At 69.4% G+C, this 25,657-nt stretch carries 9 protein-coding genes; 7 read left to right on the top strand and 2 right to left on the bottom strand.

Annotated elements, in window-relative coordinates; all coding sequences use genetic code 11:
• Nucleotides 1–73 precede the first annotated feature (73 nt).
• The 7 genes from ACFYPS_RS34015 to ACFYPS_RS33985 all read left to right on the top strand — a co-directional run bounded on the left by ACFYPS_RS34015 (nucleotide 74) and on the right by ACFYPS_RS33985 (nucleotide 21,915).
• The gene (locus ACFYPS_RS34015; protein WP_387330227.1) at nucleotides 74–2,956 is read left to right on the top strand and encodes a helicase-related protein; all 2,883 of its coding nucleotides are present in this window, start codon (nucleotides 74–76) and stop codon (nucleotides 2,954–2,956) included.
• Nucleotides 2,953–7,719, top strand: coding sequence for a class I SAM-dependent DNA methyltransferase (locus ACFYPS_RS34010; protein ID WP_387330224.1), 4,767 nt, complete (start codon nucleotides 2,953–2,955; stop codon nucleotides 7,717–7,719). The genes ACFYPS_RS34015 and ACFYPS_RS34010 overlap by 4 nt, the downstream gene beginning before the upstream one ends.
• Nucleotides 7,716–14,066 carry a DEAD/DEAH box helicase gene (locus ACFYPS_RS34005; protein ID WP_387330221.1) on the top strand — a complete coding sequence of 2,117 codons (6,351 nt, stop codon included), beginning with the start codon at nucleotides 7,716–7,718 and terminating at the stop codon, nucleotides 14,064–14,066. The genes ACFYPS_RS34010 and ACFYPS_RS34005 overlap by 4 nt, the downstream gene beginning before the upstream one ends.
• A complete protein-coding gene (locus tag ACFYPS_RS34000; RefSeq protein ID WP_387330218.1) occupies nucleotides 14,066–16,204 on the top strand; it encodes a UvrD-helicase domain-containing protein in 2,139 nt (712 codons plus the stop codon). The genes ACFYPS_RS34005 and ACFYPS_RS34000 overlap by 1 nt, the downstream gene beginning before the upstream one ends.
• A 258-nt stretch (nucleotides 16,205–16,462) precedes the next feature.
• Nucleotides 16,463–17,473, top strand: coding sequence for an HNH endonuclease (locus ACFYPS_RS33995; RefSeq protein ID WP_387330215.1), 1,011 nt, complete (start codon nucleotides 16,463–16,465; stop codon nucleotides 17,471–17,473).
• Between the two features lie 267 nt (nucleotides 17,474–17,740).
• Nucleotides 17,741–19,288 (top strand): hypothetical protein, encoded by a 1,548-nt coding sequence (locus ACFYPS_RS33990; protein ID WP_387330212.1) that lies wholly within the window; start codon nucleotides 17,741–17,743, stop codon nucleotides 19,286–19,288.
• On the top strand, nucleotides 19,285–21,915 hold the full coding sequence (locus tag ACFYPS_RS33985; RefSeq protein ID WP_387330209.1) for a hypothetical protein: 2,631 nt from the start codon (nucleotides 19,285–19,287) through the stop codon (nucleotides 21,913–21,915). Before ACFYPS_RS33990 ends, ACFYPS_RS33985 begins: the two co-directional genes overlap by 4 nt.
• A gap of 501 nt (nucleotides 21,916–22,416) precedes the next feature.
• On the opposite strand, the gene ACFYPS_RS33980 is transcribed toward ACFYPS_RS33985, so the two are convergent.
• Together ACFYPS_RS33980 and ACFYPS_RS33975 are read right to left on the bottom strand one after the other, a co-directional pair.
• A complete protein-coding gene (locus tag ACFYPS_RS33980) occupies nucleotides 22,417–23,355 on the bottom strand; it encodes a replication-relaxation family protein (protein WP_387330206.1) in 939 nt (312 codons plus the stop codon).
• A 465-nt stretch (nucleotides 23,356–23,820) separates the two neighbouring features.
• Nucleotides 23,821–24,588 carry a DUF2637 domain-containing protein gene (locus ACFYPS_RS33975; RefSeq protein ID WP_387330247.1) on the bottom strand — a complete coding sequence of 256 codons (768 nt, stop codon included), beginning with the start codon at nucleotides 24,586–24,588 and terminating at the stop codon, nucleotides 23,821–23,823.
• Nucleotides 24,589–25,657 lie beyond the last annotated feature (1,069 nt).

The raw sequence follows: 25,657 nt of genomic DNA, 5'->3' as shown, positions 1-25,657 counted from the left end.
ATCATCCAGAGCTAGGCTACGGCCGGGTAGCAACATAACCTGTAGTAACGCTTCGAAGACGGAGAATGCGCCTGTGACGGCAACCAAGCCCGACGTCCGTGGGGCGTTCGCGCCGGGATCGGTCGTCGTGGTCCGCGACGAAGAGTGGCTCGTCTGCGCGACCGAGGAGACGGCCGACGGCACCCTGGTGCACGCCCAGGGCCTGAGTGAGCTGGTCCGCGACACGAGGGCGTCGTTCTACGAGCAGCTCGACAGGGTCACGCCACTCGAGCCAGCGCAAGCCCGGGTGGTGGCCGACAGCAGTCCGCGGTATCGCACGACGCGGCTGTGGCTGGAATCGACGTTCCGCAAGACGGCAGTACCCCTCGGGGAGCGCTCGCTGTCGGTGGCGACCCGCGGGCTCGCCGACGCGCTGAGCTACCAGCAGTCGGCGGTAAGCAAGGCGCTGGATCCGGAGAACCTGCGACCGCGGATCTTGCTCGCCGACGCGGTAGGCCTCGGCAAGACCCTCGAAATCGGCATGATCCTCTCGGAGCTGGTGCGTCGTGGACGCGGCGAGCGCATCCTCGTGGTGACGCCGCGGCACGTGCTGGAGCAAATGCAGCTCGAGCTGTGGACGCGTTTCGCGCTGCCTTTCGTACGGCTGGACTCGGCAGGAATCCAGCGGGTGCGCCAAAAGCTGCCCGCGACGCGCAACCCGTTCACGTACTACAAGCGCGCCATCATCTCCATCGACACACTCAAGTCCGACCGGTACGTCGCGAGCCTACGCAAGCAGCGCTGGGACGCCGTCGTCATTGACGAGTCACACAACCTCTCCAACAGCGCGACGCTCAACAACCGGCTAGCGCGACTGCTGGCGCGCAACACCGAGGCACTGATCCTCGCCTCGGCGACCCCGCACAACGGCCGAGCCGATTCGTTTGCGGAGCTGATCCGGCTGTTGGACCCGTCGGCCGTGCCCCCTAGTGGCACGCTCGACCCACATGAGGTGCGGCGGCTGGTCGTACGCCGGCACCGGCACAGCCCGGAGGTCGCGCAGGTGGTCGGCGCCGACTGGGCGGAGCGGCAGGAGCCGAACAACGTGCTCGTGCCCGCCACCCCTGCCGAGGACGCCGTCGCCCGCGAGCTCGAGGAGACGTGGCTGTGGCCCGGCCGAAGCGGCAGCCCCTACTCTGGGCCGAACGCGTCGCTGTTCCCATGGACGCTCGCGAAGGCATTCCTGTCGTCGCCCGCCGCGCTCAAGGAGACGATCAAGGGCCGGCTGGGGCGACTCGGGCAGGACGACCGGGCAGACGTCGAGCGGAAGGCACTCGAACGGCTGGCCGCACTCAACGAGGAGACGTTGCGGCGGCCGTCGGCAAAGTACACCCGGCTCGTCGAGCACCTGAAGGAGATCGGCGTCGGCCGCAGCTCGCCAGCCCGGGTCGTGGTGTTCGCAGAGCGGCTGAAGACCCTGCAATGGCTGCACGACAACCTGCCGAATGACCTCGGCCTGCCCGCCGATGCCGTGAAGATGATGGATGGTTCCCTCAGCGACGAGCAGCAGCAGGACCTCGTGGAGGACTTCAAGCAGGAGCGGGCACCGGTACGTGTTCTCGTCACCGGTGACGTGGCCTCCGAGGGCGTTAACCTGCACGCGCAGTGCCACGAACTGGTCCACTACGACATCCCGTGGAGCCTCATCCGCATCGAGCAGCGCAACGGCCGCATCGACCGGTACGGGCAGAAGCATCCACCGCGGTTGACGGCGCTGCTACTCGACCCGTCGAGCGAGCGGTTCGCCGGGGACGTACGGATCCTCGCGAAGCTGGTGGAGAAGGAGGACGAGGCGCACACCGCGCTCGGAGACGTCGCGTCCCTGATGGGCCGCTACGACGTCAAGGGCGAGGAAGACGAGATTCGCGCCGTCCTCGCCGGCGACAAGAAGCTCGACGACGTCGTCCGCCCGGTCACCGCCGTAGCTGCGGGCAACGACCTGGCGGCGCTGTTCGCCCAACTCTTCGACGCGCCGACCGAGCCGGCTGCCGAGCCGACCAAGGATCCGGCGAAGCAGGGCACCGACCTCAACTCGGGCCTGTACGACGACGACGTCTCGTACCTGGAGGACGCCCTTGGGGAGGCGTTCATCGACCCGACGGCACCACCGGCGCGCGGCGGCGTCGGATGGCGGCGCAACGCGGCGTTCGGCACGGTCGAGCTCACACCGCCGCCCGATCTCGTGCAACGTCTCGAGGTGCTGCCCCAGTCGTACCTCGCCGACCGGAAGGTCACCGAAAGGCTCGTGCTCGCCACCACCCTGGCGCGCGGCAAGGACCGGCTCGCGGCGGCGCTGAGCGACGACAAGGCCTCCTCGTGGCCGGACGCGCACTACCTCAGTCCGCTGCATCCGGTCCTCGACTGGGCAGCGGACCGGGCGCTGGCTTCCCTCGGCCGCAACGAAGTGTTCGCCGTTCGCGGCGCCGTCACCGTGCCAACGGTGCTTCTGCTCGGGACGCTGACAAACCGGCGCGGCCAGGTCGTCTCGACCGCCTGGCTGACTGCGGGCTTCCCCGCGCCGAACGACCCGTCGTTCGCGCTGGTCACCCCACACGACTCGGCGCGAGCGGCGCTGCGTGAGCTCGGCTGGGACGCCGTACGAAACAACCACGGGCCCGTCGCGGAGGTCAACGCGCTGCAGCGACTCGTGGCGCCTGCGGTCCATGCAGCCGAGAAGCACCTTCTCACCGTCTTCGAGGCAGCAGAGCAGGACGTGGCGGACCGGGTCGAACAGTGGTCCCGACGTCTGGAGCACTGGGACGAGGAGGCGGAGGCGCTCATCCAGCGCAGCGAGGTCAAGCAACGGAGGACGAGCGTCGACCAGGAGCGGAAGCTGGTGCAGACGATGGCGCCCGACCGGCAGCTCGTACGGCCGCTTCTGGTGGTCGTGCCCGACACGGAGGGTGGCAACCGGTGAGCGGGTCTGACGCGATCATCGTCGGCGAGGGCTGGATCTCGGAGCACTACTTCACCACCGGCGAAAAGGGCGAGACGTTCAACTCCGAGGTCAAGAAGCGCCGTGACGAGTGGGACGTCCAGGCCAAGGAGGGACGGAAGACGCCGCGGTCCCGGTTCATCGAGGCCCGGCAAGGGCTGGAGACGGCCCTGACCACGCTGGCCGAGCTCCTCGACCCGGCGGCCGACGCCGAGCTGGGCGACGGGCGCACGGCCAGCGTTGACACGCGCGACGGGCGTATGCCCGACGACCTAGCCGCCGAGGTGCACGAGCGCCTGCTCGACGTACTCGAGATCACGGGTCATGGCCTCGTCCTCGACCGGCGGGGCCCGCTGGTGCGGGTGTCGTCGCCGGGCGTCACCGACCAGGCGCCGCTGGTCCTCCTGTTCGCCCGGCCGGCGGCCGCCGTCGAGGATCTGCTGAGCCGCGACGCACTGACGCTGCGCGAACCGGTGCAGCTCAACGAGGACGCCGAGGAGCTGAAGTCGGCCGCCCGGCTGGTGTCGGCTCTGTTCGTCGACGACGACGCCCCGGACCTCGTCCTCGTGCTCGCCGGGCGTTGGGCGCTGCTGGCCGAGCGGGAGCGCTGGGCGGAGGGCCGCTACCTCGCGGTCGACGTGCAGCTCGTCTGCGAGCGCAACGACACCAAGAAGGGTGGGGAGATCGACCGGGTCCTGACCTGCCTCTCCGCCCAGTCGATCGCTCCCGACGCGGACGGGAAGCTGTGGTGGCACCGGATCCTCGATGCCTCGGTCAAGCACACGGTCGGCGTCTCAAAGGACCTGCGCGAGGGTGTCCGCCTTTCCATCGAGATCATCGCCAACGAGGTCGTCCGGCGTCGCCGCGACCAGGGACGCGACCCGCTGCCCGCCAGTGAGGCCCAGCCGCTGGCGAAGCAGTCGCTGCGGTTCCTCTACCGCATCCTGTTCCTGCTGTACGCCGAGGCATCGCCCGAGCTGGGCGTGCTGCCCGTCGGCGCCCCAGAATACGACCAGGGGTACAGCCTCGACCGGCTGCGCGAACTGGTACAGGTGGAGCTGGCTACGCCACGGGCCCGCAGCGGCACCCACCTGTACGAGTCGCTCGGCGTGCTGTTCCGGCTCGTCGACCGAGGCCATGCCCCCAATACCGTGGAAGACGACAGCGAGGAGCAGGGGTCGGCGTTCGGGCAGGGGTCGGCGTTCGGGCAGGGGTTGACGTTCAACGCGCTGCGCGCCGACCTGTTCCGCCCGGAGGCGACCGCGCACATCGACGCCGTGGGTCTGGGTAACGCCGCGGTGCAGCAGGTGCTTGCTCACCTGCTGCTCAGTAAGGAGTCGCGGGGGAAGGACAGAGGCTTCATCTCGTACGCGGAGCTGGGCATCAACCAGCTCGGTGCGGTCTACGAGGGCCTCATGTCGTACACCGGCTTCTTCGCAGAGACGGACCTGTACGAGGTCGCCAAGAACGGCGACGCGTCGAAGGGTTCGTGGGTCGTCCCCGACGATCGGGCAGAAGGGATCGCCGCCGCCGACTTCGTGAAGAGCGTTGACTCGGTGACCGGCGAGCTGCAGCCGGTGTTGCATCGACAGGGGTCGTTCGTATTCCGCCTCGCGGGGCGAGAGCGTCAGCAGTCGGCCTCGTACTACACCCCCGAGGTGCTGACCCGCTTCACCGTCGGTCAGGCCCTTGAGGAGCTACTCGACCAGGACGGCCACACCACGACCGCCGCCGAGATCCTCGAGCTGACCGTCTGCGAGCCCGCGCTCGGCTCGGGCGCGTTCGCCATCGAGGCGGTCCGGCAGCTCGCCGAGCAGTACCTCAAGCGTCGCCAGGCCGAGCTGGCCATCCGAATCGACCCCGACGAGTACCCACGCCGCCTCCAGGAGGTCAAGGCCCACCTGGCGCTGCACAACGTGTACGGCGTGGACCTCAACGCGACGGCCGTCGAGCTGGCCGAGATCTCTCTGTGGCTCGACACCATGGTGGAAGGCCTGTCGGCCCCGTGGTTCGGCTTGCACCTGCGGCGCGGTAACTCCCTCGTCGGCGCCCGCCGGGCGGTGTACCGGCGCAACCAGGTCAGCGACAAGTCGTGGATGGGCGCGGTGCCGCGCGACGTGCCGCTGACGTCGCTGGTGGAGGACATCGCCGCCGGACAAGTCGCCGCCGACGGAATCCACCACTTCTTGCTGCCCGCTGAAGGGTGGGGCGCCGCCGCCGACGCCAAGGAGGCCGCCGCCCTCGCACCCCATGCGGCGAAGCGCCTCAAGGCGTGGCGCAGCAGTGTGAAGTCGAAGCCGACGCAGCAGCACGTCAACGCGCTCGTCGAGTTGGCGCACCGGGTCGAGGTGCTGTGGCAGATCGCCTACCGGCGGCTGCGCATCGCTGAGGAGCAGATCCGCCGCGCCATCCCCGTCTGGGAGGCCGGCGAGCTGCCGATCGGCGGTGTTGTGCAGCGTGAGCAGATCGAGGTTGCGCTCGCCGACGCGGACGGCGCGTACCGGCGGCTAGGCAGGGTCATGGACGCCTGGACGGCCCTGTGGTTCTGGCCGCTCACCGACGAGGTCACCACCGTCGATGGGGTACGGGTGCAGCCGCCGACGATGGCGCAGTGGATCGCCGGGTTGCAGGCGCTGCTGGGTCGCAGTCCCGAACTGCGCAAGACCTCTCTGCCCCGCGAGACCCTCTCCGCCGGGGCGGCCTGGGAGGAGCTCAACCAAGCCGAGCAGCTCGAACTCGGCTTCGCCAACACGAAGCCCGTGGCCGACGTACTGCGGGAGCACCCGTGGCTGGTGGTCTGCGAACGGGTTGCGGAACAGCAGGGGTTCTTCCACTGGAACCTGGACTTCGTGACAGTGTTCGCGCGGGGTGGGTTCGACCTGCAGGTAGGTAACCCGCCGTGGGTCCGGCCCAGGTCGGACGTGAATGCGTTGCTGGCAGAGGGCGATCCGTGGTGGCAGCTCGCCGTCAAACCGACACAGGTACAGCTCGCAGCTCGGCGCGAGGCGACCCTCGCCCTGCACGGCATCCGGGAGCTCGTCCTCGACGGCACCACAGATGTCGCCTGCATGGCCGAGTTCGTTGGGTCGATGGCACAGTACCCGCATCTGCAAGGACTCCAGCCCGACCTCTACCGGTGCTTCATGGAGCAGACCTGGCGCAACGAATCCGATCGCGGGACGACCGGGCTTATTCACCTCGAGTCTCACTTGACTGACGAGAAGGCGGGACTCCTCCGAGAAGAAACCTACAAGAGGTTGAGGCGGCACTGGGTCTTCATCAATGAGCTTAAGCTATTTGAGATCCAAGATCAGAAGGCCTATGGGGTCAACGTCTACGGTCGAGCGCTACCCAAACCGACGTTCGTATTGGCCACATCGCTCTACCATCCCGATACTGCAACTCGATCGCTCGATCATGACGGCTCCGGGCCGGAGCCGGGCCTAAAGGACCCGAACGGCGACTGGGACCTACGCCCGCATCGCAACCGCATCACCGCCGTGACCGACGAAACGTTGGCAACCTGGCACGCGATCCTCGAGTCGCCCGACGTGCCCGTAAACCGGTCTCGCATGGTTTACGCCGTTAACCGCTCAACTGCGACCGTCCTCGACAAGCTGTCACATACCCAACGAATCAGTGAAGTAGGACTTCATTTCTCTCGTGGCTGGGATGAGAGCATCGACCGTAGGAAGGGCTATTTCGAGTCGGGCTGGGGGGTGCCCGCATCATGGAAAGACGTGATCCTTCAAGGTCCGCATCTGTTCGTGGCAACGCCCATGTACAAGACGCCCAACAAGACGATGCTGCACCAGCAGGACTGGTCAGCGACGGACTTCGAAGCGCTTCCGCTCGACGCCGTCCCGGTCACCGCTTACAAGCCTGCGGGCGACAGGCGCCGGTACGACCGTGACTACACGCACTGGGGAGACGACGAGCAGCGTTCGGCGCGCGACTTCTACCGCATCGCCTGGCGCCGTATGGCCGCCAACACGGGTGAACGGACGTTAATCACCGCGGTCGTGCCACCCGGGAGCGCCCACGTGAACCCGGTTCACACGATGGCCACTCGCGACGGCGACCCGACGAAGCTCATGGCTATCAGCGCGTTCACGTCGTCACTTGTACTCGATTTCTTCGTCCGCAGTGCGCCAAAGTCGGAGATCCTCTACGGGACCATCGGCAACCTTCCCATCAACATTCATCATCCGCTTGTCAGTTCGCTCGTCGTGCGCGCCTTGAGGCTGAACTGCGTCACCTCCGCCTATGCCGACCTCTGGCGTGACTGCCTCTCCTCCTCCTTCCGTGAAGACAGCTGGGCAGGCGGCTTCGAACACGTCCGTCGCCTGCCCCTCGGCAGCGTTGGCCCGGACTGGAATGGAATTACCCCGCTCCACATCGCCGCTGACCGCCGCCAGGCCCTCGTGGAGATCGACGCACTAGTCGCGCTCATGCTCGGGCTGACCGCTGACGAGCTGTGCACGATCTACCGCACGCAGTTCGCCGTCCTCTACGGTTACGACCGCAACGTCTACTTCTACGACATCAACGGACGGCTCGTACCCAATTCGGTGTTGAGTGTGTGGCGCAAGAAGGGTGACCGGATCACGCAGCAGGAGTGCACCGCAACCAACCAGGCGGGCAACATCTACACCTACGAGCTTCCGTTCGTAACGTTGGACCGGGAGACGGACATGCGGCAGGCATACGCCCATTTCGAGCGGCTGCTCAAGGAGCGTTCGTGAGCGAACTACTTCCCACGCTCCAAGCTAGCCGCGTTAGTCACAGCCTCGTCGACTACCTGACGACCACGTTTGGGCTGACCGACGGGGACGCCCGCGACGGGCTGGACCGGTTCCTGTCGGATTCGGCATCCGGCATGTTCAAGGGCCCGTACGTGCGCCTGCGGTTACCGTTCCGCCCCGCCGACGAGGGCTGGCGGGAGTCGTTGGACTGGTACGAGGGTTTTCCGCCCTACGGCCACCAGGCGGCCGCGTTCGCCCGCCTCTCCTCGTCGGTGGGCGGGATGCCGCGCCGACCGTTGCCGACGCTGGTCACGACGGGCACGGGCTCGGGCAAGACCGAGGCGTTCCTGTATCCGATCCTCAACCACGTGCTACGCGCCCGCCGAGAGGGTGTGACGGGCACGAAGGCGCTGATCCTGTACCCGATGAACGCGCTCGCCAACGACCAGGCCGCGCGACTGACGAAGCTGCTCACGACGCACGCCGCACTGGCGGACGTGACGGCCGCCCTTTACACCGGACAGACCGCCGCGACACGCACCACGGTTACCCCCGACGGGCTGATCACCGACCGGGGCATCATCCGAGACACGGCGCCGGACATCCTGCTCACCAACTACAAGATGCTCGACCAGCTGCTGTTGCGTTCCGAGGACCAGGAGCTGTGGCGGCAGTCGGCGACGAGCCTGCGCTACCTCGTACTCGACGAGTTCCACACCTACGACGGCGCGCAGGGCACGGACGTGGCGATGCTGCTGCGCCGCCTCGGCCTAGCGCTCAGGAGTCACTGGTCTGACGACGACCCACAGGTCGACGATGCGGCCCGGGCCCGACCGCTGGGGCTTGTCACGCCGGTGGCGACGTCGGCAACGCTCGGCGACAAGGGCGACCCGAGGGTGATGCTCGACTTCGCCCGCACGGTCTTCGGAGAACGCTTCGACGCCGACGCGGTCGTCACCGAGACCCGGCTCGGCCTCGACGAGTGGACCGTCGAAGCGGCGGAGACCGTCGCCGCGTCCGGGTTCACGCCGGTCGAGGTCGACGCATTCGACGTGACGGCCGCGGTCGAGACGGTCGCGGCGCTGGGCCACGACCAGACGGGCGAGCAGGTCGGCCACACGGTCCTCGGCCTGCTGTACGGGGTCAACGCCGATCGGTTCGTCGGCGCGCAGCCGGAGCTGCTGTCGGCGCTGTGCCGCGCGCACCCGCTCGTCCGGGACCTCGCGCGCGAGGCGGAGCACGCGGTCGCACTCGACACAGTCGCGGGCCGCGTCCTAGGCAACACGAGACTTGCCGGTGACGCACGCGCGGAGACGCTGCTGTCGCACGTCCTGGCGATGCTCGGCCACGTGCGTGCCGTCGCCGGGCGCGGGGCGCTTTCGGTGGACGTCCACCTGTGGGTCCGCGAGCTGACCCGCATCGACCGTGCCGCCGCCGCGACCACGCGGTTCCGATGGGGCGACGACGGCCCGCCGATCGCCGGCGCCGACGCCGAGGACGTGGGTCCTTCTTTCCCGGCGATCTTCTGCCGCCACTGCGGCCGCTCCGGCTGGGGCATCGGACTCGCCCCCGTCGGCAACAGCCTCGCCGCGGACGACGACGGGATTCGCCGCGACCACGCAGCCAAGGAGGGCCGGTTCCGGCCGCTGCTCTACGCGCCCGCCGAGGCCGCGACGCGCCTTGAGGGCGAGCGCGTCGAAGGGCTCATGTGGTTCTCGGTTCGCAACCGGGAACTGCTCGCCGACGTGACCGAGGACGACCCGGACCTGCGCGACGGCTGGATCCTGCCGGTCCTCACCAACGTCGGCGCCGACGCCGACGAGCAGAGCCGCAAGGACACCTGCCCGTCGTGCGGGCAGGAGGACGGCATCCGGTTCCTCGGCAGCGCGGTCGCCACGCTGCTGTCGGTGTCGCTGTCGACACTGTTCGGGTCGCCGACGCTCGACGCCCGCGAGAAGAAGGCCCTGGTCTTCACCGACTCGGTGCAGGACGCCGCGCACCGCGCGGGGTTCGTGCAGGCGCGGTCGCACACGTTGACCCTGCGGTCCGCGCTGCGTGACGCCGTGGCGGAGGGCGCGCTCACCCTCGACGCGCTCGTCGACGAGGTGATACGGCAGGCGGGCGACGACCGGTTCGCGCGGTACCGCATCCTCGCCCCCGACTGCGCCGACCGGGAATCCTTCATGGAGTTCTGGCACGCGAAGACCCTGCGGTCAGTCCCCTCCTCGGTTCGTTCGCGGGTGCGCAAGCGGCTGGCACTCGACGCGGCGCTGGAGTTCGGGCTCAACTCGCGTATCGGCCGCACCCTCGAACTCACCGGCTCGGTGGCCGTCGAGGTCGAGGCGGGCCTGCGCGAGCGCATGATCGGGATGGCCCGCGCAGCCCTCAAGGGCACGTCTTGGCAGGCCACGCTCGGGTCGGCGGGCCCCGACGAAGCGGCGCTCGTGCAGTGGGTGCGCGGCCTCCTGGACCGGCTGCGCGCCCAGGGCGCGATCGACCACCCGTGGTTCGATCGGTACCGGCTTGAGGACGGCCGCCGCTGGTCGATCTGGGGCGGGCGGCCCCGCGGCGAGGGCATGCCCCCGTTCCCGCGGGACCGGCCCGCGCCCGCGTACCCGAAGGTGGGCGGCTCGACCGAGACGTCCCGCGACGGCGGCCTAGACCCGGTCGCCTCTCCGCAGTCGTGGTACGCCCGCTGGACCTCGCGAGTGCTCGACGTCTCCCCGCTCGACGGCGGCCGCCTCGCACGGCTGCTGTTCGATCGGCTCGCCCGCGACGGCGTGCTCACGACGACGACCAGCGAGTCCGGTGCGACGGTGTACGCGATCCCCGCCTCCGGGATCGTCGTCGTTCCGACCGAGGAGGCCGACCTCGCCGCGAACCGTCACCTGCTCGTCTGCGATACCTGCCGGGCCACCACACCGGGCACGACGACGGTCGTCGAGCAGCTCACCGGCGCGCCCTGCCTGCACGTACGCTGCCGCGGCCACCTCCAGCCCGAAGCGCTGACCGACAACTTCTACCGACGCCTGTACGCCTCTCCCGACATGCGCCGGGTCGTCGCCCGCGAGCACACCAGCCTCCTCGACGACGAGACGCGCCTCAAGTACGAGGACGGGTTCCGCGAGGCGGCCACCAGCCCCCAGGCGCCCAACGTCCTCGTCGCCACGCCCACCCTGGAGATGGGCATCGACATCGGCGACCTGTCGGCGGTGTTCCTCGCATCGCTGCCGCGCACCGTCGCGTCGTACCTGCAACGCGTCGGCCGCGCCGGGCGCCTCACCGGCAACGCTCTCAACCTCGCCTTCGTCACCGGACGCGGCGAGCACCTGCCCAAGCTCGGCGACCCCCTGTCGGTGGTCGACGGCGAGGTGCGGCCTCCAGCGACGTACCTGGCCGCGGAGGAGATCCTGCGCCGGCAGTACACCGCGTACCTCGTGGACGGCTTCGCCCGAGACACCGCGCACCGCCACCCGAGGAACGCGGTCGGCGCCATCGCTTCCAGCGCACCAGGCACGTTCCTCGGGGATCTGGTGATCCACGCCGAGCAAGGCGCCGACGAGCACCTGCCCCAGTTCGTCGCCACCTTCGACGGCCTGCCCACCGAGGTCGTGGCCGGGCTGTACGACTGGCTGCGACCCACCGCCGGGCCGCGGACCAGCGGCTTCGCCGCCCACGTGCACGCGGCGAGCCGCCGGTGGCAGGACACCGTCGAGACGCTTAAGCAGCGGCAGACGAAGATCGTCGCCCTCCTTCCCGAGCTCGAATCGCGCGTCGCATCACCGGCCGTGACCGACGACGACCGGCAGGCACTGCGTTCTGCGGAGGCAACCCGCAAGCTCACCGCCAGCCAGCTCGCCCATCTGCGCAGCACGTACTGGATCAGCGTCCTGGAGGAGTACGGCCTGCTGCCCAACTACACCCTCCTCGACGACACCGTGACCCTCGATGTCGGCCTGTCCTGGACCGACCCAGACACCGGGGCGTACGAGTACGGCAGCGCGCGGTTCGAGCGCGGCTCCGCGCAGGCCCTGCGCGAGTTCGCGCCCGGAGCGACGTTCTACGCCCGTGGTTGGGAGATCGGGGTCGACGCGGTCGACCTGGGCCTGGACGGCGCATCCATCCGCACGTGGGCCTTTTGCCCCACGTGCGGTTACGCAGTCGACGTCGTGGAGTCCGGCCGCGAACTTCCCGTTACGTCCTGTCCGCGCTGCGGCAGCACCGGCATCGCCGACACCGGCCAACGCCTCGACGTCGTGGAACTGACCCGCGTCTCCGCCGAGGTACGCCGCGACGAGGTGGCGATCTCCGATCGCAAGGACGAACGCGGCCATGTGGCATTCCAGATTGTCGCCACCGCCGACGTCGACCCCGCCCACGTCGCCCGTCGCTGGTTCGTCGAGGGCACCGGCCTCGGATGCACCTACCTGCGCATGGTCGACCTGCGCTGGATCAACATGGGTCCGTCGGGGCACGGCGCGACACGCACCATCGCCGGCACCGAACGCCAGGGCACGCTGTTCCGCGTCTGCTCCGGCTGCGGCAAGAAGGACACCGAAACGGGACGCAACCGGCCCCACGAGCACCGGCCGTGGTGTCCGCACCGGACCTCTGCCACCGAAGTGACGAGCACCGTCGCGCTGTCCCGGGCACTGCGTACCCAGGGTCTAGTGATCCGGCTGCCCCGCGCGGTGAGCCTCGGGGACGACTTCGCCGTGCCCAGTCTCTCCGCCGCCCTGCTGCTCGGCCTACGCGAGCAAATGGGCGGCCACCCCGATCACATCCGCGTCGAGCACGTTGTCGATCCGACGCTGTCCGACGGCACGGACAACCACGACGCGATCCTGCTGCACGACGCCGTACCCGGCGGCACTGGCTACCTCGGCGAGACTGCCACCCCCGAGCGCTTGCGCGAGCTGCTCGTCCTCGCGTGGAATCGGGTCCGTGACTGCGAGTGCCGCCACGAGGAACGCCTCGCCTGCCACCGGTGCCTGCTACCGTTCACCGCTCCCGGCGCCATTCGACGGGTCTCGCGGGCGTCAGCCGACCGGCACCTGCGGGCCCTCCTCGGGCTGCCCCCCGAGGCCGAAACCGCCGAAGGGACGACCTGGACCGTGACCGAGGTGCCACCTCACGAGGAGCCCGAGTCGCACCTGGAACGAGCCTTCCACCGGCTGTTCGTCGGCCGCCTGCGCCGGAGCGGCGCCGCCGTCACCGAGGTACCGGGCCCGAGCGGCAACGCTGTGCGCTTCACCCTGCCTGGGGCGCACCGGCAGTGGACGCTGACCCCGCAGGCAAACGTGGGAGACTCCCGCCCCGACTTCCTGCTCGAGACCAACGACATGAACGTCCCCGCCGTCGCGATCTTCACCGACGGGCGGGCCTACCATGCCACCGCCGGCGTCAACCGGCTCGCGGACGACGCAGCCAAGCGGACGAACCTGCGCGACGCCGGTCTCGTCGTCCTCGGTGTCACCATCCACGACGTCACCGCCGACGAGGATGGCATCGGCACGCCCCCGCCTTGGTATAACCCGGACCTAGCGGGCAGCCTGATGAACCTCCCGCAGTTCCAGGCGCCGCCGGAGGCGTACAAGTCTCTTGGCAGGGGGCCCGTCAACTGGCTCGTCGCGTGGGTCTCGAACCCGAGCCCCCAGGCCATCCAGGCCGTCGCCCGGGCCGTACCGATGTTCCTGTCGACCAAGGCGCAGCTTGTCCAGATTGCCGACACGGTGAGCCTGGAGGAGGTGGGTCGGGCGGCCCTGCTCGACCTACACCTGCCGACCGGTACCCGCCGCGTTCACCTGTACCGGACCGGGGCACTCGCCGTGGCCGTCGAGATGCTTTCTGCCATGGTCGTGCAGGTCGCGGCCGTCCTCGACGATCGTGACGAGGTCCTCAATGACGCCCACGCTGACGCCTGGCGGGCCTGGTTGCGCCTGTCGAACGCCTTCGCTCTGCGCGACTGGCCGACGGCCGTGACGACGACCAGCTTGGTCGGACCGCCGAGCGCCGTCGCTGTCGACGAAACCTCTGGGCACGGCCGGCCCCTCGGTGCGTGGGCCGACGTGTACGACGCCGCCGCCCCGGGCGCCGAGCGGAAGCTCGTCACGGCCCTCGCCGCCCACGACGGGCTCGCCCCGCCCGTGGTCGGTGCCGAGGGCCCGGACGGCATCCCGCTCGACCTGTCCTGGCCGGACTTGCGGGTCGCGGTCGCGTTCCCGCACATGCCGCGCCAGGACCGCGAGGACCTCGCCGCCGCAGGTTGGCGGGTCGTCGATGCATCGCCCGACCTCGTCACCGCCGCCGTGGACAGCTCCACCCCTCACACCACCGGAGAGCGCTGATGCCAACGATCATCATGGGCAAGCTCGCCAGCAAGATCGACGGCTCCGTCCGTGGCAAGGCGATGGCGTTCCTGCAAAAGCTCGGCAACGACGACACCACGCCCGGCCTGCACGTCGAACCGATCAACGACTGCGCCGACCCCCGGGTACGCACTGGGCGCGTCGACGAATTCTGGCGAGCGGTCATGTTCCGCCTCGACGGCGGCGGCGAGACCCACTACGTCATCCACGGCATTTGGCCGCACGACGACGCGATCGCCGTCGCCCAACGCGTACAGCTGAAAGTCAACCCCATCAACGGCCTGCCGCAGATCGAGGAGATCGCTCCGTCGACCGTGATCCTGCCAATCGCCCCGTCCCCGGCAGTGGAGCCGTCCACGAAACCGCTGTTCGTGCGTCTCGGGCACAACCGCATGGACATTGTCGACACCCTTGGCCTGCCGGATGACGTCGTTGACCACGCCATGGTTGCCACTGACGAGGACGCCGTGCTCGACCTCGCCCAACGACACGAAGGCTGGGTCGGCACGATCCTCGTCGACCTGGCTGCCGGCGACACCGTCGAGGCGATCGTCGCCCGCATGCAGCTCGAGAAGACCGACCCGTCCGGCGACACGGACGCGGACGTCCTGCAGTCCCTCAAGCGGCCGGCTGCTGCACTGCAATACGCCTTCATCGACGACCAGGACGAGCTCCGCCGCGTCATTGAGGAAGGCGACTTCGGCGCGTGGCGGATCTTCCTGCACCCCGAGCAGCGCCGCTACGTCGACCGCAGCTACAACGGCCCCTTCCGCCTCTCCGGCGGGGCAGGCACGGGCAAGACCGTCGTGCTCGTCCACCGCGCCCGCGCGCTCGCCCGTCGCGATCCCAACGCGCGGATCGTGCTGACCACGTTCACCACCAACCTCGCCGAGGCCCTCGGCGACGGGCTCACCCAGCTCGACCCGCGCGTGTCCCAAGCCAAGGCGCTCGGCCAGCCGGGGGTCTATGTGACCGGCGTCGACGCCCTCGCCGCCGCCGTGCTGCGTAGCGCCGGCAGCGGCCTCGCCAGCGCGATGCGTGACGTCCTCGGCGAGGAGCGCTCCGCGCCCCTGGCCCGCACCGCAGGTACGAGGTGGCGGGAGACCGTCGAGTCGACCGGCACCACCCTGCCGCACGAACTCGCCAACGAGACGTTCCTCGCCACCGAGTACGCCCACGTCGTGCTGCCCAACAGGGTCCACGACGAGGCCGCCTACCTGCGAGTACGCCGCCCCGGACGCGGCGTCGCCCTCGACCGTGCAAAACGCTCCGCGATGTGGGCACTGATCGCCGCGTACCGTGCGCAGAGCCGCATCGACGGCAGCCTGGACTTCACTGAGGCCGCCGCCGTCGCAGCCGCTCACCTCGGTAGGCAAACCGTCCGACCCGCCGATCACGTGCTGGTGGACGAGGGTCAGGACCTCTCGCCCACCCACTGGCAGCTCCTGCGCGCTCTCGTGCAGGAGCACCCCGATGACCTTTTCATCGCCGAGGACTCCCACCAGCGGATCTACGGCGCACGCGCCGTCCTCGGCCGGTACGGCGTCGCCATCGTCGGCCGCTCCCAGCGCCTCACCCTCAACTACCGCACCACCGCCCAGAACCTGCACTACGCGATGACCATCCTCGACGGTGGCGAATACGTCGACCTCGAGGAGGAACACGAGGGCACCGGCTACCGCTCCGCCCGGACGGGCCCCGCCCCCACCGTCGAGTCCGTCGACTCCCTCACCGGGGGGCTCGAGGCCATCGTCCGCTACGTCAGTGCCTGGCTGGACGATGGAGACGCCCTCGAGACCGTCGCCGTCCTGGTCCAGGACAGGTTCCACCGCGACCGCGTCGTCACTGCCCTGACCGAAAAGGGCATCGACGCCCGCGCCGTCGATCGTGACCGGCCCCCCGCCGAACGCGTACCAGTCCTGACCATGCACCGCGCCAAGGGCACGGAGTTCTCCAAGGTCGTCCTCGCGATCGGCAAGCCGTCACCCGCCGAACTGGCGCGCCTCGAGTCGTTGGATCCGTCGGAACGGGCTGATGCGGATCTACGCGCCCGTTCGTTGCGTTACGTGGCCGCGACCCGGGCGCGGGACGAACTGGTGGTAGTGAACAGGAAGTGAAGGGCTACGACGCGACGATGCAGGAGGCAGCACCTCTTCGCGCAGGAAAGGCGATCAGCTTGGTCCCGAGATCTCACCCTGGCGGATGAGTAGGCGGATTGGGCACCTGCCTCCGGGGCGGCGCTCAGGATATGACGGTCAGCTTGAGCGAGAGCACGAGCGAGTGGATCAAGGACTTAACGCGAAGGCTTCCCGTGTATAGGGTGACGGCTCCGGCATTCACCTGATCGATGCCGGGTGACGTACGGGGAGCCATCGATGCCGTCCATTAGGGACTATCTCGACCTAAGTACCGTGGAGGCCACTAGCCAGTGGCAGGCCATCCGGCACAGGACTCCTCGCCCCAACGGCAGGCAGGAACCGTTCACACCGGTCGAGACGCTGATATGCCTCGCCGCCAGCCTCGTCTTCAACCACCGGCGCTACGGCGGCTCGACGAGCCACCTGGCCGAGGAACCCATCCCTACGCTCGCGCGACTCTTCCGGCGGCCGAATGGCAGCCTGATCGCCAAGATGGGCAACCTCGACGGAGGCCTCGCCCATGGCGCCAAGCACGAAGTCCACGTCGCTGCAACGCTCCTCTCCACTCCAGCTCAGCTAGATGCGACCTATCGCCTCATCCTCGGCGCCGCACGTCAGGTAGGGATCGGACCGGTCGAGCTTCCCGACTTCCTTAACCTGGAAGATGACGACGAGCTTCAGCTTCTCGGCCAGGAAGAGCTGACTCACTCGGACCTTGAAGCAGCCGTCCAGGACAAGGTTGCCGACTTGGCCCGCAAGGCGCCCGACCTCCCCGAGCGGGTCACCGAACGACTCCTCATGGCCGCTGCCCGGGTCGGGCAGCACAGGTTCGCGCGCAATGTCCTCCAGAACCATGGCCACCGCTGCACCTTCTGCGGGCTCCGCGTCAAGACCGGCGGCCTCAGGGCACAGCGGATGCTCGTTGCGAGCCACATCAAGCCATGGAGAGTCAGCAACTCCGCGGAGAGACTCGACCCACGCAACGGAGTCGCGGCCTGTCCCACCCACGACGTCGCCTTCGACACCGGACTCCTAACCGTGGACCAAGAGCTATGCATCCTTATCCAGCCCGAAGTGCAGGAGGCCGTGCTGGCCGACCCTGCCGTACGTTCATCTTTCGGGCGTCCGCCGCTGCCGCAACGCCTGCTGCTGCCCGAAGGGGCTGCGCCTCCCGGTAGGCGTTATCTCGACTGGCACTACGCGCACGTTTACCAGCGGGTGCAGGCCAGCACTACCGATCATTCCTAGGCCGCTGCCGCTGCTCTAGGCGGTAAGTGGCTGAGGTGGCTGAAGTCGGAGCTCGTGACCAACGTGAAGTGTTCAAGGCGAAGCCGCTCGCCGGATAGTGGCCGAGCGCGGCGGTGGCGAGCTTCAGTCGCGCCAGAATGGCAGCCCCACTGGTCTTCGGATGTCCACCGATCGACCCGTCTCGTCACCTCATACCGGCCCGAATGGTTCCCGATCAACCTCGATGGGGCATTCCCTGCACGCTTCCATTGAACGAGGATGGCCGCCATGACGAGCGCACCGACCGATGCGATGACCGGAAACGGCGCCTCACGACCGCTCGTCGAGGGGCCGGACTGGTGCGAGCCGGGTCTGCTTGCCCGCGCCGGCCGATACCCGCTCGCCGTGGAGGCGCCGGTGATGGCCGCCGTCAACATGCTCGTCCCAGGCGTTTCGACGGTGACCCGCTACGCCCGCTACTACAGCCTCTACTGGGCCCTCGCCGCCCACGCCGAGGATGTCGGCTTGGACCGCGACGCCTGCCGGCAGCTGATCCGCCGGGCCGAGGTCGGCATGGCGCGGATCTCCCAGGCGTACGACGAGTCCGACCACCCGCTCGGCCTGGCGCACGGGGTGGACGCACTGGCGCGGCTCGGCCCCGACGCGGGTGCCGAATTCTCGGTGGCCGACGCCACCGGCTCCCGCTCCTACTCGCCGCGCGTTTGGGGCTTCTGGTCGCAGTACAACGGACCCAGCGGGGCGCTCGGCACGGTGACGATGGACGGCGGCGCGCTGCGCCCCGGACGGCACCCCTGCCCGCTGCGAATCACCGAGATGTACGCCCCGCTGATCGCCGCGGCCGAACGTGGCGCCGGCCTCGCCCTCCCGTCGGCGGCGCTCGGCCGGCTGAGCCTTCAGCAAGACGAGGACACCCCGGACCTGGAACCGCTGGGCGCGGTGCTCAGCGCGACCGTCGGCGGCCGGCACGACCCGGAGGCGTGGACCGGCGACGACCGGACCAGACGCGCTACGCTACGCATTCTGGCCCGATCCTGGCAGCTCAATCCCGATGCGGACACCTGGATGGCGGCATTCGCGGCCGGCGTGGCCTACGGGTCGGCGACCCGCGAGGACCCGCTGCTCGCTGGCGAGGAACGCACCGCCGCATGGCGGGGCGTCGTGCTCCGGCACCACTCCGTCGGCGCGTGGCGGCACCTCTGGGCAGCGCTGGTCAACGAGGTCCGCGATGCGGAGAACCCCTCCCGGGGCCACCTGCACGAATGGATTGCCGGGCAGCTGCCCGGCGGCACCGTTGCCGACTTCGAGGCCGGCCTACCCCCGGTCGTCGACGGACAGGGCGATCCAATGCCGGCCGAGGAAGCACTACTCGGTGACGACGCTGGCGTAGTCACCGACGTGGCGTTGCTGCTGCTGGGAGCCCGCCGACTCGACTCGCTGACCGGCCTAACCCTGCGCACATTCAAGGGGCGGCGCCCCACCTATCTCGACCCCACCTGGGTGGCGCAGCTGCGACGGGAGTTCGCCCAGCGCCCAGTCGCCGAGTTGGGCCGACGGCTCGTCGACGACATGCTCGCGCAGTCGCGGCGGGTGGCGCTGCGCAAGGTGGTGATCAACTCGGACGGCACCATCTCGCTGTTCAGTCGACTGCACGAGCGCAACGGGCTGTACTTTGCCGACTCCTCCGAGGGCAGCGGCAACATCGGCCTACGCGTCCACCAGCTCGCCGAGATCGCGGTACAGGTAGGTCTACTCACGCCCGACCCGGAAGAACCGGTGACTCCGTTGGGGCGGCAACTGCTGGAGGTGCCGGCATGAGCGATGTGTCCCGGTCCTTCCGCTCGCCCCTGACCCTGCTGGAGCAGTGGCGCGACCGGGCCGACGGCGCCCGGCTGCGCGAGGTGGTCATCACCGGCTACACGGTCGACCTCGGGTTCCTGGAGAAGTTCGCCATCCCGACGGCGCGGGCGCTCGGCGCGCGGATCACCGTGCTCGGCGACGCCGGGCAGGCCGTGCACGACCCGGTGGACGTGCGGCGGGCCGGGGTGGCCTACCAGCATGGCCACGCGTTCTGCCCGCGCGCCTTCCACCCGAAGCTGGTCGTGCTGCTCGGCGACGACGACGTCTGGCTGGCGCTCGGGTCGGGCAACCCGACCCTGTCAGGCTGGGGCTACAACCGTGAGCTGTGGGTGACCGCCCGCGGCACCCGGCAGTACGGGCCCCAGCTCAATGCAGACGTGGCGGACTGGCTGCACGACCTGCCCGACGCGGTCGGGATGGCGAGTTGGATCGCGGCGACGCTCCGACAGGTGGCAGAACGGATGCGGCCGGCCATTATCGACGAGCACTGGTCGCCCGTACGCGCATACGGCAACCTGCGGCGACCGCTGCTGGAACGGCTGCCTACCGATCCCATCGACGAGCTGCGCCTTGCCGCCCCGTTCTACGATCCGCCCGCGCGCGCGGTGAGCGCCCTGGTCAACCGGACCAAACCACGCTCGGTGCGCGTGGCCGTGCAGCCCTCGACCGCCATGTTCGACGGCGCCGCACTGGTCCGGGCCACCGAGTCGACCGTTGATCGGGAGTTCCGGCTGCTGGGCCCGGGACCGGCACGGCACGGCAAGCTGATCGAGTGGGACGCCGACGGCAAGACCGCCGGAATGACCGGCAGCGCGAACATCACCACGTCCGCTCTGCTGCTCAGCACCGCGCAGGGCGGCAACTGCGAGCTCGCCGTGATCGCGTCGCACACCAACCCGCTGTTTCCAGAGGGCGACCCGCAGCCCGATACGACTTTCCGGCAGCTGGCGTCCGCCCCGCCCACGGCGACCGATCCCGTCGGCGCCGCGCCTGTGCTCCTCGGCTGCGCGCTGAGCGACGGCACGTTCGTCGTTGAGCTGGCCGCTCCGGCGGCGCAGCGGGTGGTCGTGGAGACCTCGCCGTCGGCAGTGCCCGGCAGCTGGCTCGCCGTGGGCACCGTGCCCGTCGGGCAGCAGACAGCACGCTTCTTGGTCCCGGAGCTCACCGGGGGCGCGGTCCGCGGTGTCATCGAGATCGACGGTGTGCGCCGGGAGTCGGCTGCCGTCTTCATCACCGACCCGTCCCGCTGCCGGGCCCGCCGGGACGTCTCCGACGAACCGCGGCTATCACGGGCGTACGCGCCGGACGAAATTTTCACCGATCCGCTGATCGCCCAGCGTTTTACCGCGGACCTGGCTCGACTGGTGGAGCTGGCCGGCACGACCGGCGGGTCCGTGCCCGCATCCTCGACCTCGACAGTGAGCAGCGAGGTCGCACCGGGTGACCGGTGGGCGGACTACCTCGAAGACTGCGACCGGCTGCTCGGGCCGGGGCTGTCCGGGCTCATCTTCCCGCGCACGTCGGCCACGAATCACACCACCGCAGCCGGCTGGTCCATTGACGACACCGACGAGAGCGAGCTCACGGAGGACGAGGACGAGGGTGTGCTCGACGGCCTGGTGGAGGAGCCGTATACCGCCTCCGCCAGGTCCGTGCCCGACATCCGTCCAGACGAGCGCGTCCGGTACCGCCGCTTCGCAGCCCGCTGGGTCGCCTCCGCAGCCGAGCCGGCGGTCGAGGAGGATTGGTCCACCCTGCCGCCGGCGCACCTCCGGATGACGGTCACCGCGCTGTACCTGACGCTGCTCGCTGCCGGGGTGTGGCAGGAAGACGAGGACTGGCGTACCGACCTCCGGTGGCTGGTCTGGGCGCTGGTCCCCGACGACGCCATGCTCGACGAGCTACCGGCCGAGGCCTTCGACCACCTCTACTCACTGATGGCGGTCGCCATGGCGACGCTCCGCCAGGGCGCGCACCTCCAGGGCGGCCGGGAGGCGGACGTGCTCGCTACCGACGCCTGGCGGGACGCGTCCGAGTGGGTCGCGGAGGCCGACGCCGAGCTGGCCGAGCAGCAACTCCTTCCCGCCAGCCAGCCCTTCGCCCGCGTCGTCAGCGCCCGGGAGCTCTGGGACACCATCGTGCTGGCCCAGGAAACCAGGCAGGATCCTTACGCCGAGGCCCGGGCGACGCTCGCGGAAGCCGGTTTGGCCGTCCGTCTCGACGAGGGCGCCTGGTGGGTAGAGGGAGAGTTCGGTAACGCGTACCGGGCGGCTGCTCGGGTGGCGACGGAACTCGGGCGGACAACCGGCCGCGTCGTCGCGGTGGCCCGTAACCCGCGGTGCACCGTGCTCATCGCGCGCGTCGATCGGGCGATGGTGCTGGTCGACTCACGGATGCCCGTGTGGCGGCTCTATCAGCTGTCCGGTACCCGGACACCGCTCTCGATGACCGCCGAGTGCCCTGGACCGCCACCGGGCGCTCGCACCACCCCACTTACATCGCCTCTGGCCGAGGTGCGGGGTCTGAGTGAACAGGTAGGCGTTGACCTGGCGGTACTGGCGAGGCGGATCAGAAGTAGCCGGTGAGCCATCGCTGGCTAGGGAGCGGATGGAACTGAGCTGGAAGGACCGGCCTCGCGACTGGCATTTACGAGGCCGGCCCTTGGTCGCAGTTCTCGTCACCAGCGCGAGCTGCAACTCCTTGTCGTACGTAGGGATTCGCTGAATATCGCTGAACCGCTCCGTCCGGAGACGGCGGCGGATCGGCAACGGTGGACGGCCGCCGACTGCAACCTCGGTGGCCGCGGAGGAGAAGACGTGCGCCGGTCACAGGGACTCACAGCGCGAGTTGCTAGATGTGAGTGCGCGGTTGGTCTCGGGGTCTGTCTGTCGTCGGCGACCGCCGCCGGCAGACCTGGACCGGCGGCGACGCGTCTGCCTCGCCTCCGCCGCGCGGTCCGGACCGTCGCCTCGGTGCGGCCGCACGGCGGGCGGGGCCGTCGCCCCGGGGATTGCGCGGGTGTGGGCGGGTTCGGCGGCGTGTGGGGCCACCAGGCCACCGCACGCGCCGCCTGATCCGCCCGCTGATCAGGCGGTCCTACCTTCTTGATCGGACACGGCGTGGGTGGGGAACTCGTCGTCGTGGTCGGTGTCGGTGTAGGGCAGGTCGATGAGGCGGTGACGGCCGCTGCTGTCGGCCCGTTGCCAGACCTGGTCAGCGGGGCTGGCATCGAGTGCGGCACGCAGCTCGGTGGTGGTGGTGGTGGCGATGACCGTCTTCAGGTTGATGCCGGCGACGCGGTGGTGCAGGTTCGCCTCGCGGCGGGCCGAGGGTAGATGGAACAGCACCGGCCACGCCCAGTTGCTGAGGCAGACCAGCCGCTCGTACTTGGCGATTTTCTCGGTGAGGATGTCGAGGCGTTCGCGGCCGGTGTCGTACTCGAGAAAGAACGGCACGGACCGTCCGTGCTCGGTCCACACCCCGGCGCCGTCCGGGCGGGGCAGTCCGCTCGGACCGTGGACCATCATCTGCGGGTTGCCGCCTCGGCGGTAGAACACGCCGGGCTCGTGGAAGGCGGACGCGGGCTGCCACCGGTCCAGGGCCGTGTCGGGGTGGGTGCGGGCATGGGCGGCGAGGTCGATGAAGAACTGGTTGCCGCCGAGCAGGTGCGGCAGGTCCGGCCGGGCGGTCAGGGACTGCTTTCGGCGGCGGGCCTGGTCCCGGCGTGGTCGTCCAAGCCCGCGTTGGGCGTGGACGTGGTCGTAGCCGAGCTGGTCCAGGACGTAGTGGTACGGGTAGGAGCCGCCGTAGGCCCGGTTGGGTCGAAACCGGTCTGTCGCACACAGGACGGTGAGGCGACGTAGCCGGCGTTGAGCGAAGTCCACGGACGGGAACAGTGCGGCCCCGATCTGATCGGTGGTGAGCACGCCGTGGTCGTAGAGCCAGCCGAGGAGGCGGTCGTCGCGGGCGGTGATGCTGGCCTGTAGACGCAGCAGCGGGTCCGGAGCCAGTAGCGGTTTACGCATGCGCTGCCCCTGGGGGGACACCCCACACATGAGGGTGTGTCTGGAGCCGGCCCGCACTCCTGAAAGGGGGCCTGACCTGGGCTGTAGGCGGGATCGGCGGGTCGGTTTGGGGGTCAGGATCAAGGCGGACGGTGCAACGGAGACCGACACCGACGTCGACACGGCCGGCCACACCGGTTCCGCCTTGACGGTGGCTTGAAAGCGAGTACGCCGCAGATCGGTGACGACTCTGGTGGCGCGGGTGAGGGTCGCTGAGCTGGGTCAGCATGCTTGTTGCTCCTTCGAGGATCCGAACAGGGCGATGGAGAGCAAGATGTGCACTGGTCGCCCTACCGTGACGGGCGGGCCGGTGTTCGCTCTGCCAGGTCGGGTCAGGTTTTGTCAGGAGACGGGCTTCCTGACAGACCCGTGTGCTGGTCTCACGGCGACGGCTATGGCTGACAGAGGTCGCAGATTGTGGTTCTGTCACGCGGCCTCCCGGTGTGACAGGTCCGGCGCGGGTGCGGTGCTCTCGCCGCGCAGAACGCGCACGAGTGCTGAGGCGGTGGCGTTGGACAGTTGGTGCCCGTCCGCGCGCAGCTGTCCGGCGAGGGCCTTGCGGGACAGGGGTGTTCCGTGGGCGTCGAGGGTGCGGGCGGCGGTCCGGGCGGCCGGGACCAGCGCGGCGGTCCCCGGGCCTCGGTCCCGGACCGGCGTGTCCTCGGCCCGTCGGTCCGGGACCGCCGGGTCCTGGTCCGCCGGCGCGGGGACCGCGGCGGTGCAGTCCCGGACCGCTTCAGTGCTCGCGGGGACCGGCAGTGGCGGTGCGGGGACCGGCTCGCGGGTGTCCGGGACCGCGGCGTCCGCGACCAGCGGCGGTCCTGGGGCGACCCGCGTGGGGCGGGCGGTGCGCTCGGGTGGGGCAGGGTCGGCGCGGCCGAGGGCGATCTTCACCATCGTCAGGAAGCCGAGCGCCGGCAGCGCGGCGGCGATCCAGCCGATCGCCGACGCCTCCGCCTCCACCACCTGGGCGGCGAGGGACAGGAACACCGCCACTGTCAGGACAGTCGCCGGGAAGGCGACGCTGGTGCCCACGCGCCGGTTGCGGCGCAGTTCCAGACCGGCGGCGATCGAGGTCAACTCCAGCACGACCGCATCGGCCCAGGCGAGCCAGCCCGGCTGGCCGTGTGCCGCCGCGACGTCATGCACGTGCCGGAAGGAGGCCGCGCCGGCCGCGCCGCCGATCAACAACATGATCAGCACCTGGATGCGGTTTTCCAGCCGCTCCCGCCCCGACCGCTGATCGGTGGGGACGTCGTGGGATCGCTGTTCAGTTGTCGCCAACGGCCCACCTCCCATGGTGAGGTAGCACGTGTGCAATCTTGACTACCGTCGTCGTACAGGGGCGGACCGACCTGGCAGTCGGCTTCGTGTGATTGATGTGGGTTGATGTCATGTTCGTGCTCCAGTTGAATGATGTTCAAGGTGCGGGCGATGTGGGGTGCAGTCCAGGCCCGCTCGGATCAGGGCTTGGGCAGGCGCGACCTGCCGACTGACGCCCGTCCGGGCGGAACCCCTCCTGTCATACGCAGGGGCAGGCACCAGGGCAGCAGGCGTCGCCACAACCGGCACAGCAGGCTGCGGTCAACAGGCGGACACGGGGGGCGGACGGCCAAGCCGAGCCACAAGGGGTCAGGACTCTCGCCACCGGCAGCGCTCGACAAGCGCCATGGTGGTGCGGCGGCTCAACTCGCCGACGAACGATCCTTCATGTGGGGCCTCCTTCTCTCGACGGTCCCAGCACCGTCGGCGCGAACAAGAGCAGGCAACCCGACTCTGGGAGTGCCTGCCCGCCTCTTTCTGGCCGACCGCGCCAGCCGGCAGTGCGGGAACGTGTATCCAGTACGCCCCGCGAACACCGTCGAGTCAACCCCCAATTTCACGCGGATCGGCCACGGAGCCTTGACGTCAGTCCGGTGGAGTGTTAGCCAGTCCGTTCCTATTGCTCGCAGTCCGCCTGGTCCGCCCAGTCATGGGCGAAAAACCTAGATCTGGCCACCTGGCGGGACGGGGATCTCATCGAATGGACGAGCGTGAGTCGGGGACGAGTGGATCTGTCGCCATCGCGGGCGTGGGTGGTGGGTCTCAGTCCTCGCTCAGCCTCAGCCGCCGTCGTTGTTCGGATCGCTATGCGGCGGCACAACGGCCAAGTGATCCACTCCCACCAAACTTAGAGGTCGCGCGGAATGGTGGGGTTGCTCGGCGCGTCTGAACGGGTGCAGGCACAGAACCGGTGATCATGAAGGTGCTTACGCCTCGTGAT

Origin of the sequence: Micromonospora sp. NPDC005087, assembly GCF_042872965.1 — a bacterium.
In the GTDB taxonomy this organism is placed as follows: domain Bacteria; phylum Actinomycetota; class Actinomycetes; order Mycobacteriales; family Micromonosporaceae; genus Micromonospora.
The sequence above is the reverse complement of the archived record's forward strand: the minus strand, read 5'-3'. Positions and strand labels throughout refer to the sequence as shown.

Excerpts from the sequence above, each read along its gene's own strand:
- ACFYPS_RS34000 (WP_387330218.1), top strand. The coding sequence starts at position 14,066 with ATGCCAACGATCATCATGGGCAAGCTCGCCAGCAAGATCGACGGCTCC.
- ACFYPS_RS33995 (WP_387330215.1), top strand. The coding sequence starts at position 16,463 with ATGCCGTCCATTAGGGACTATCTCGACCTAAGTACCGTGGAGGCCACT.
- ACFYPS_RS33990 (WP_387330212.1), top strand. The coding sequence starts at position 17,741 with ATGACGAGCGCACCGACCGATGCGATGACCGGAAACGGCGCCTCACGA.
- ACFYPS_RS33985 (WP_387330209.1), top strand. The coding sequence starts at position 19,285 with ATGAGCGATGTGTCCCGGTCCTTCCGCTCGCCCCTGACCCTGCTGGAG.
- ACFYPS_RS33980 (WP_387330206.1), bottom strand. The coding sequence starts at position 23,355 with ATGCGTAAACCGCTACTGGCTCCGGACCCGCTGCTGCGTCTACAGGCC.
- ACFYPS_RS33975 (WP_387330247.1), bottom strand. The coding sequence starts at position 24,588 with ATGTTGTTGATCGGCGGCGCGGCCGGCGCGGCCTCCTTCCGGCACGTG.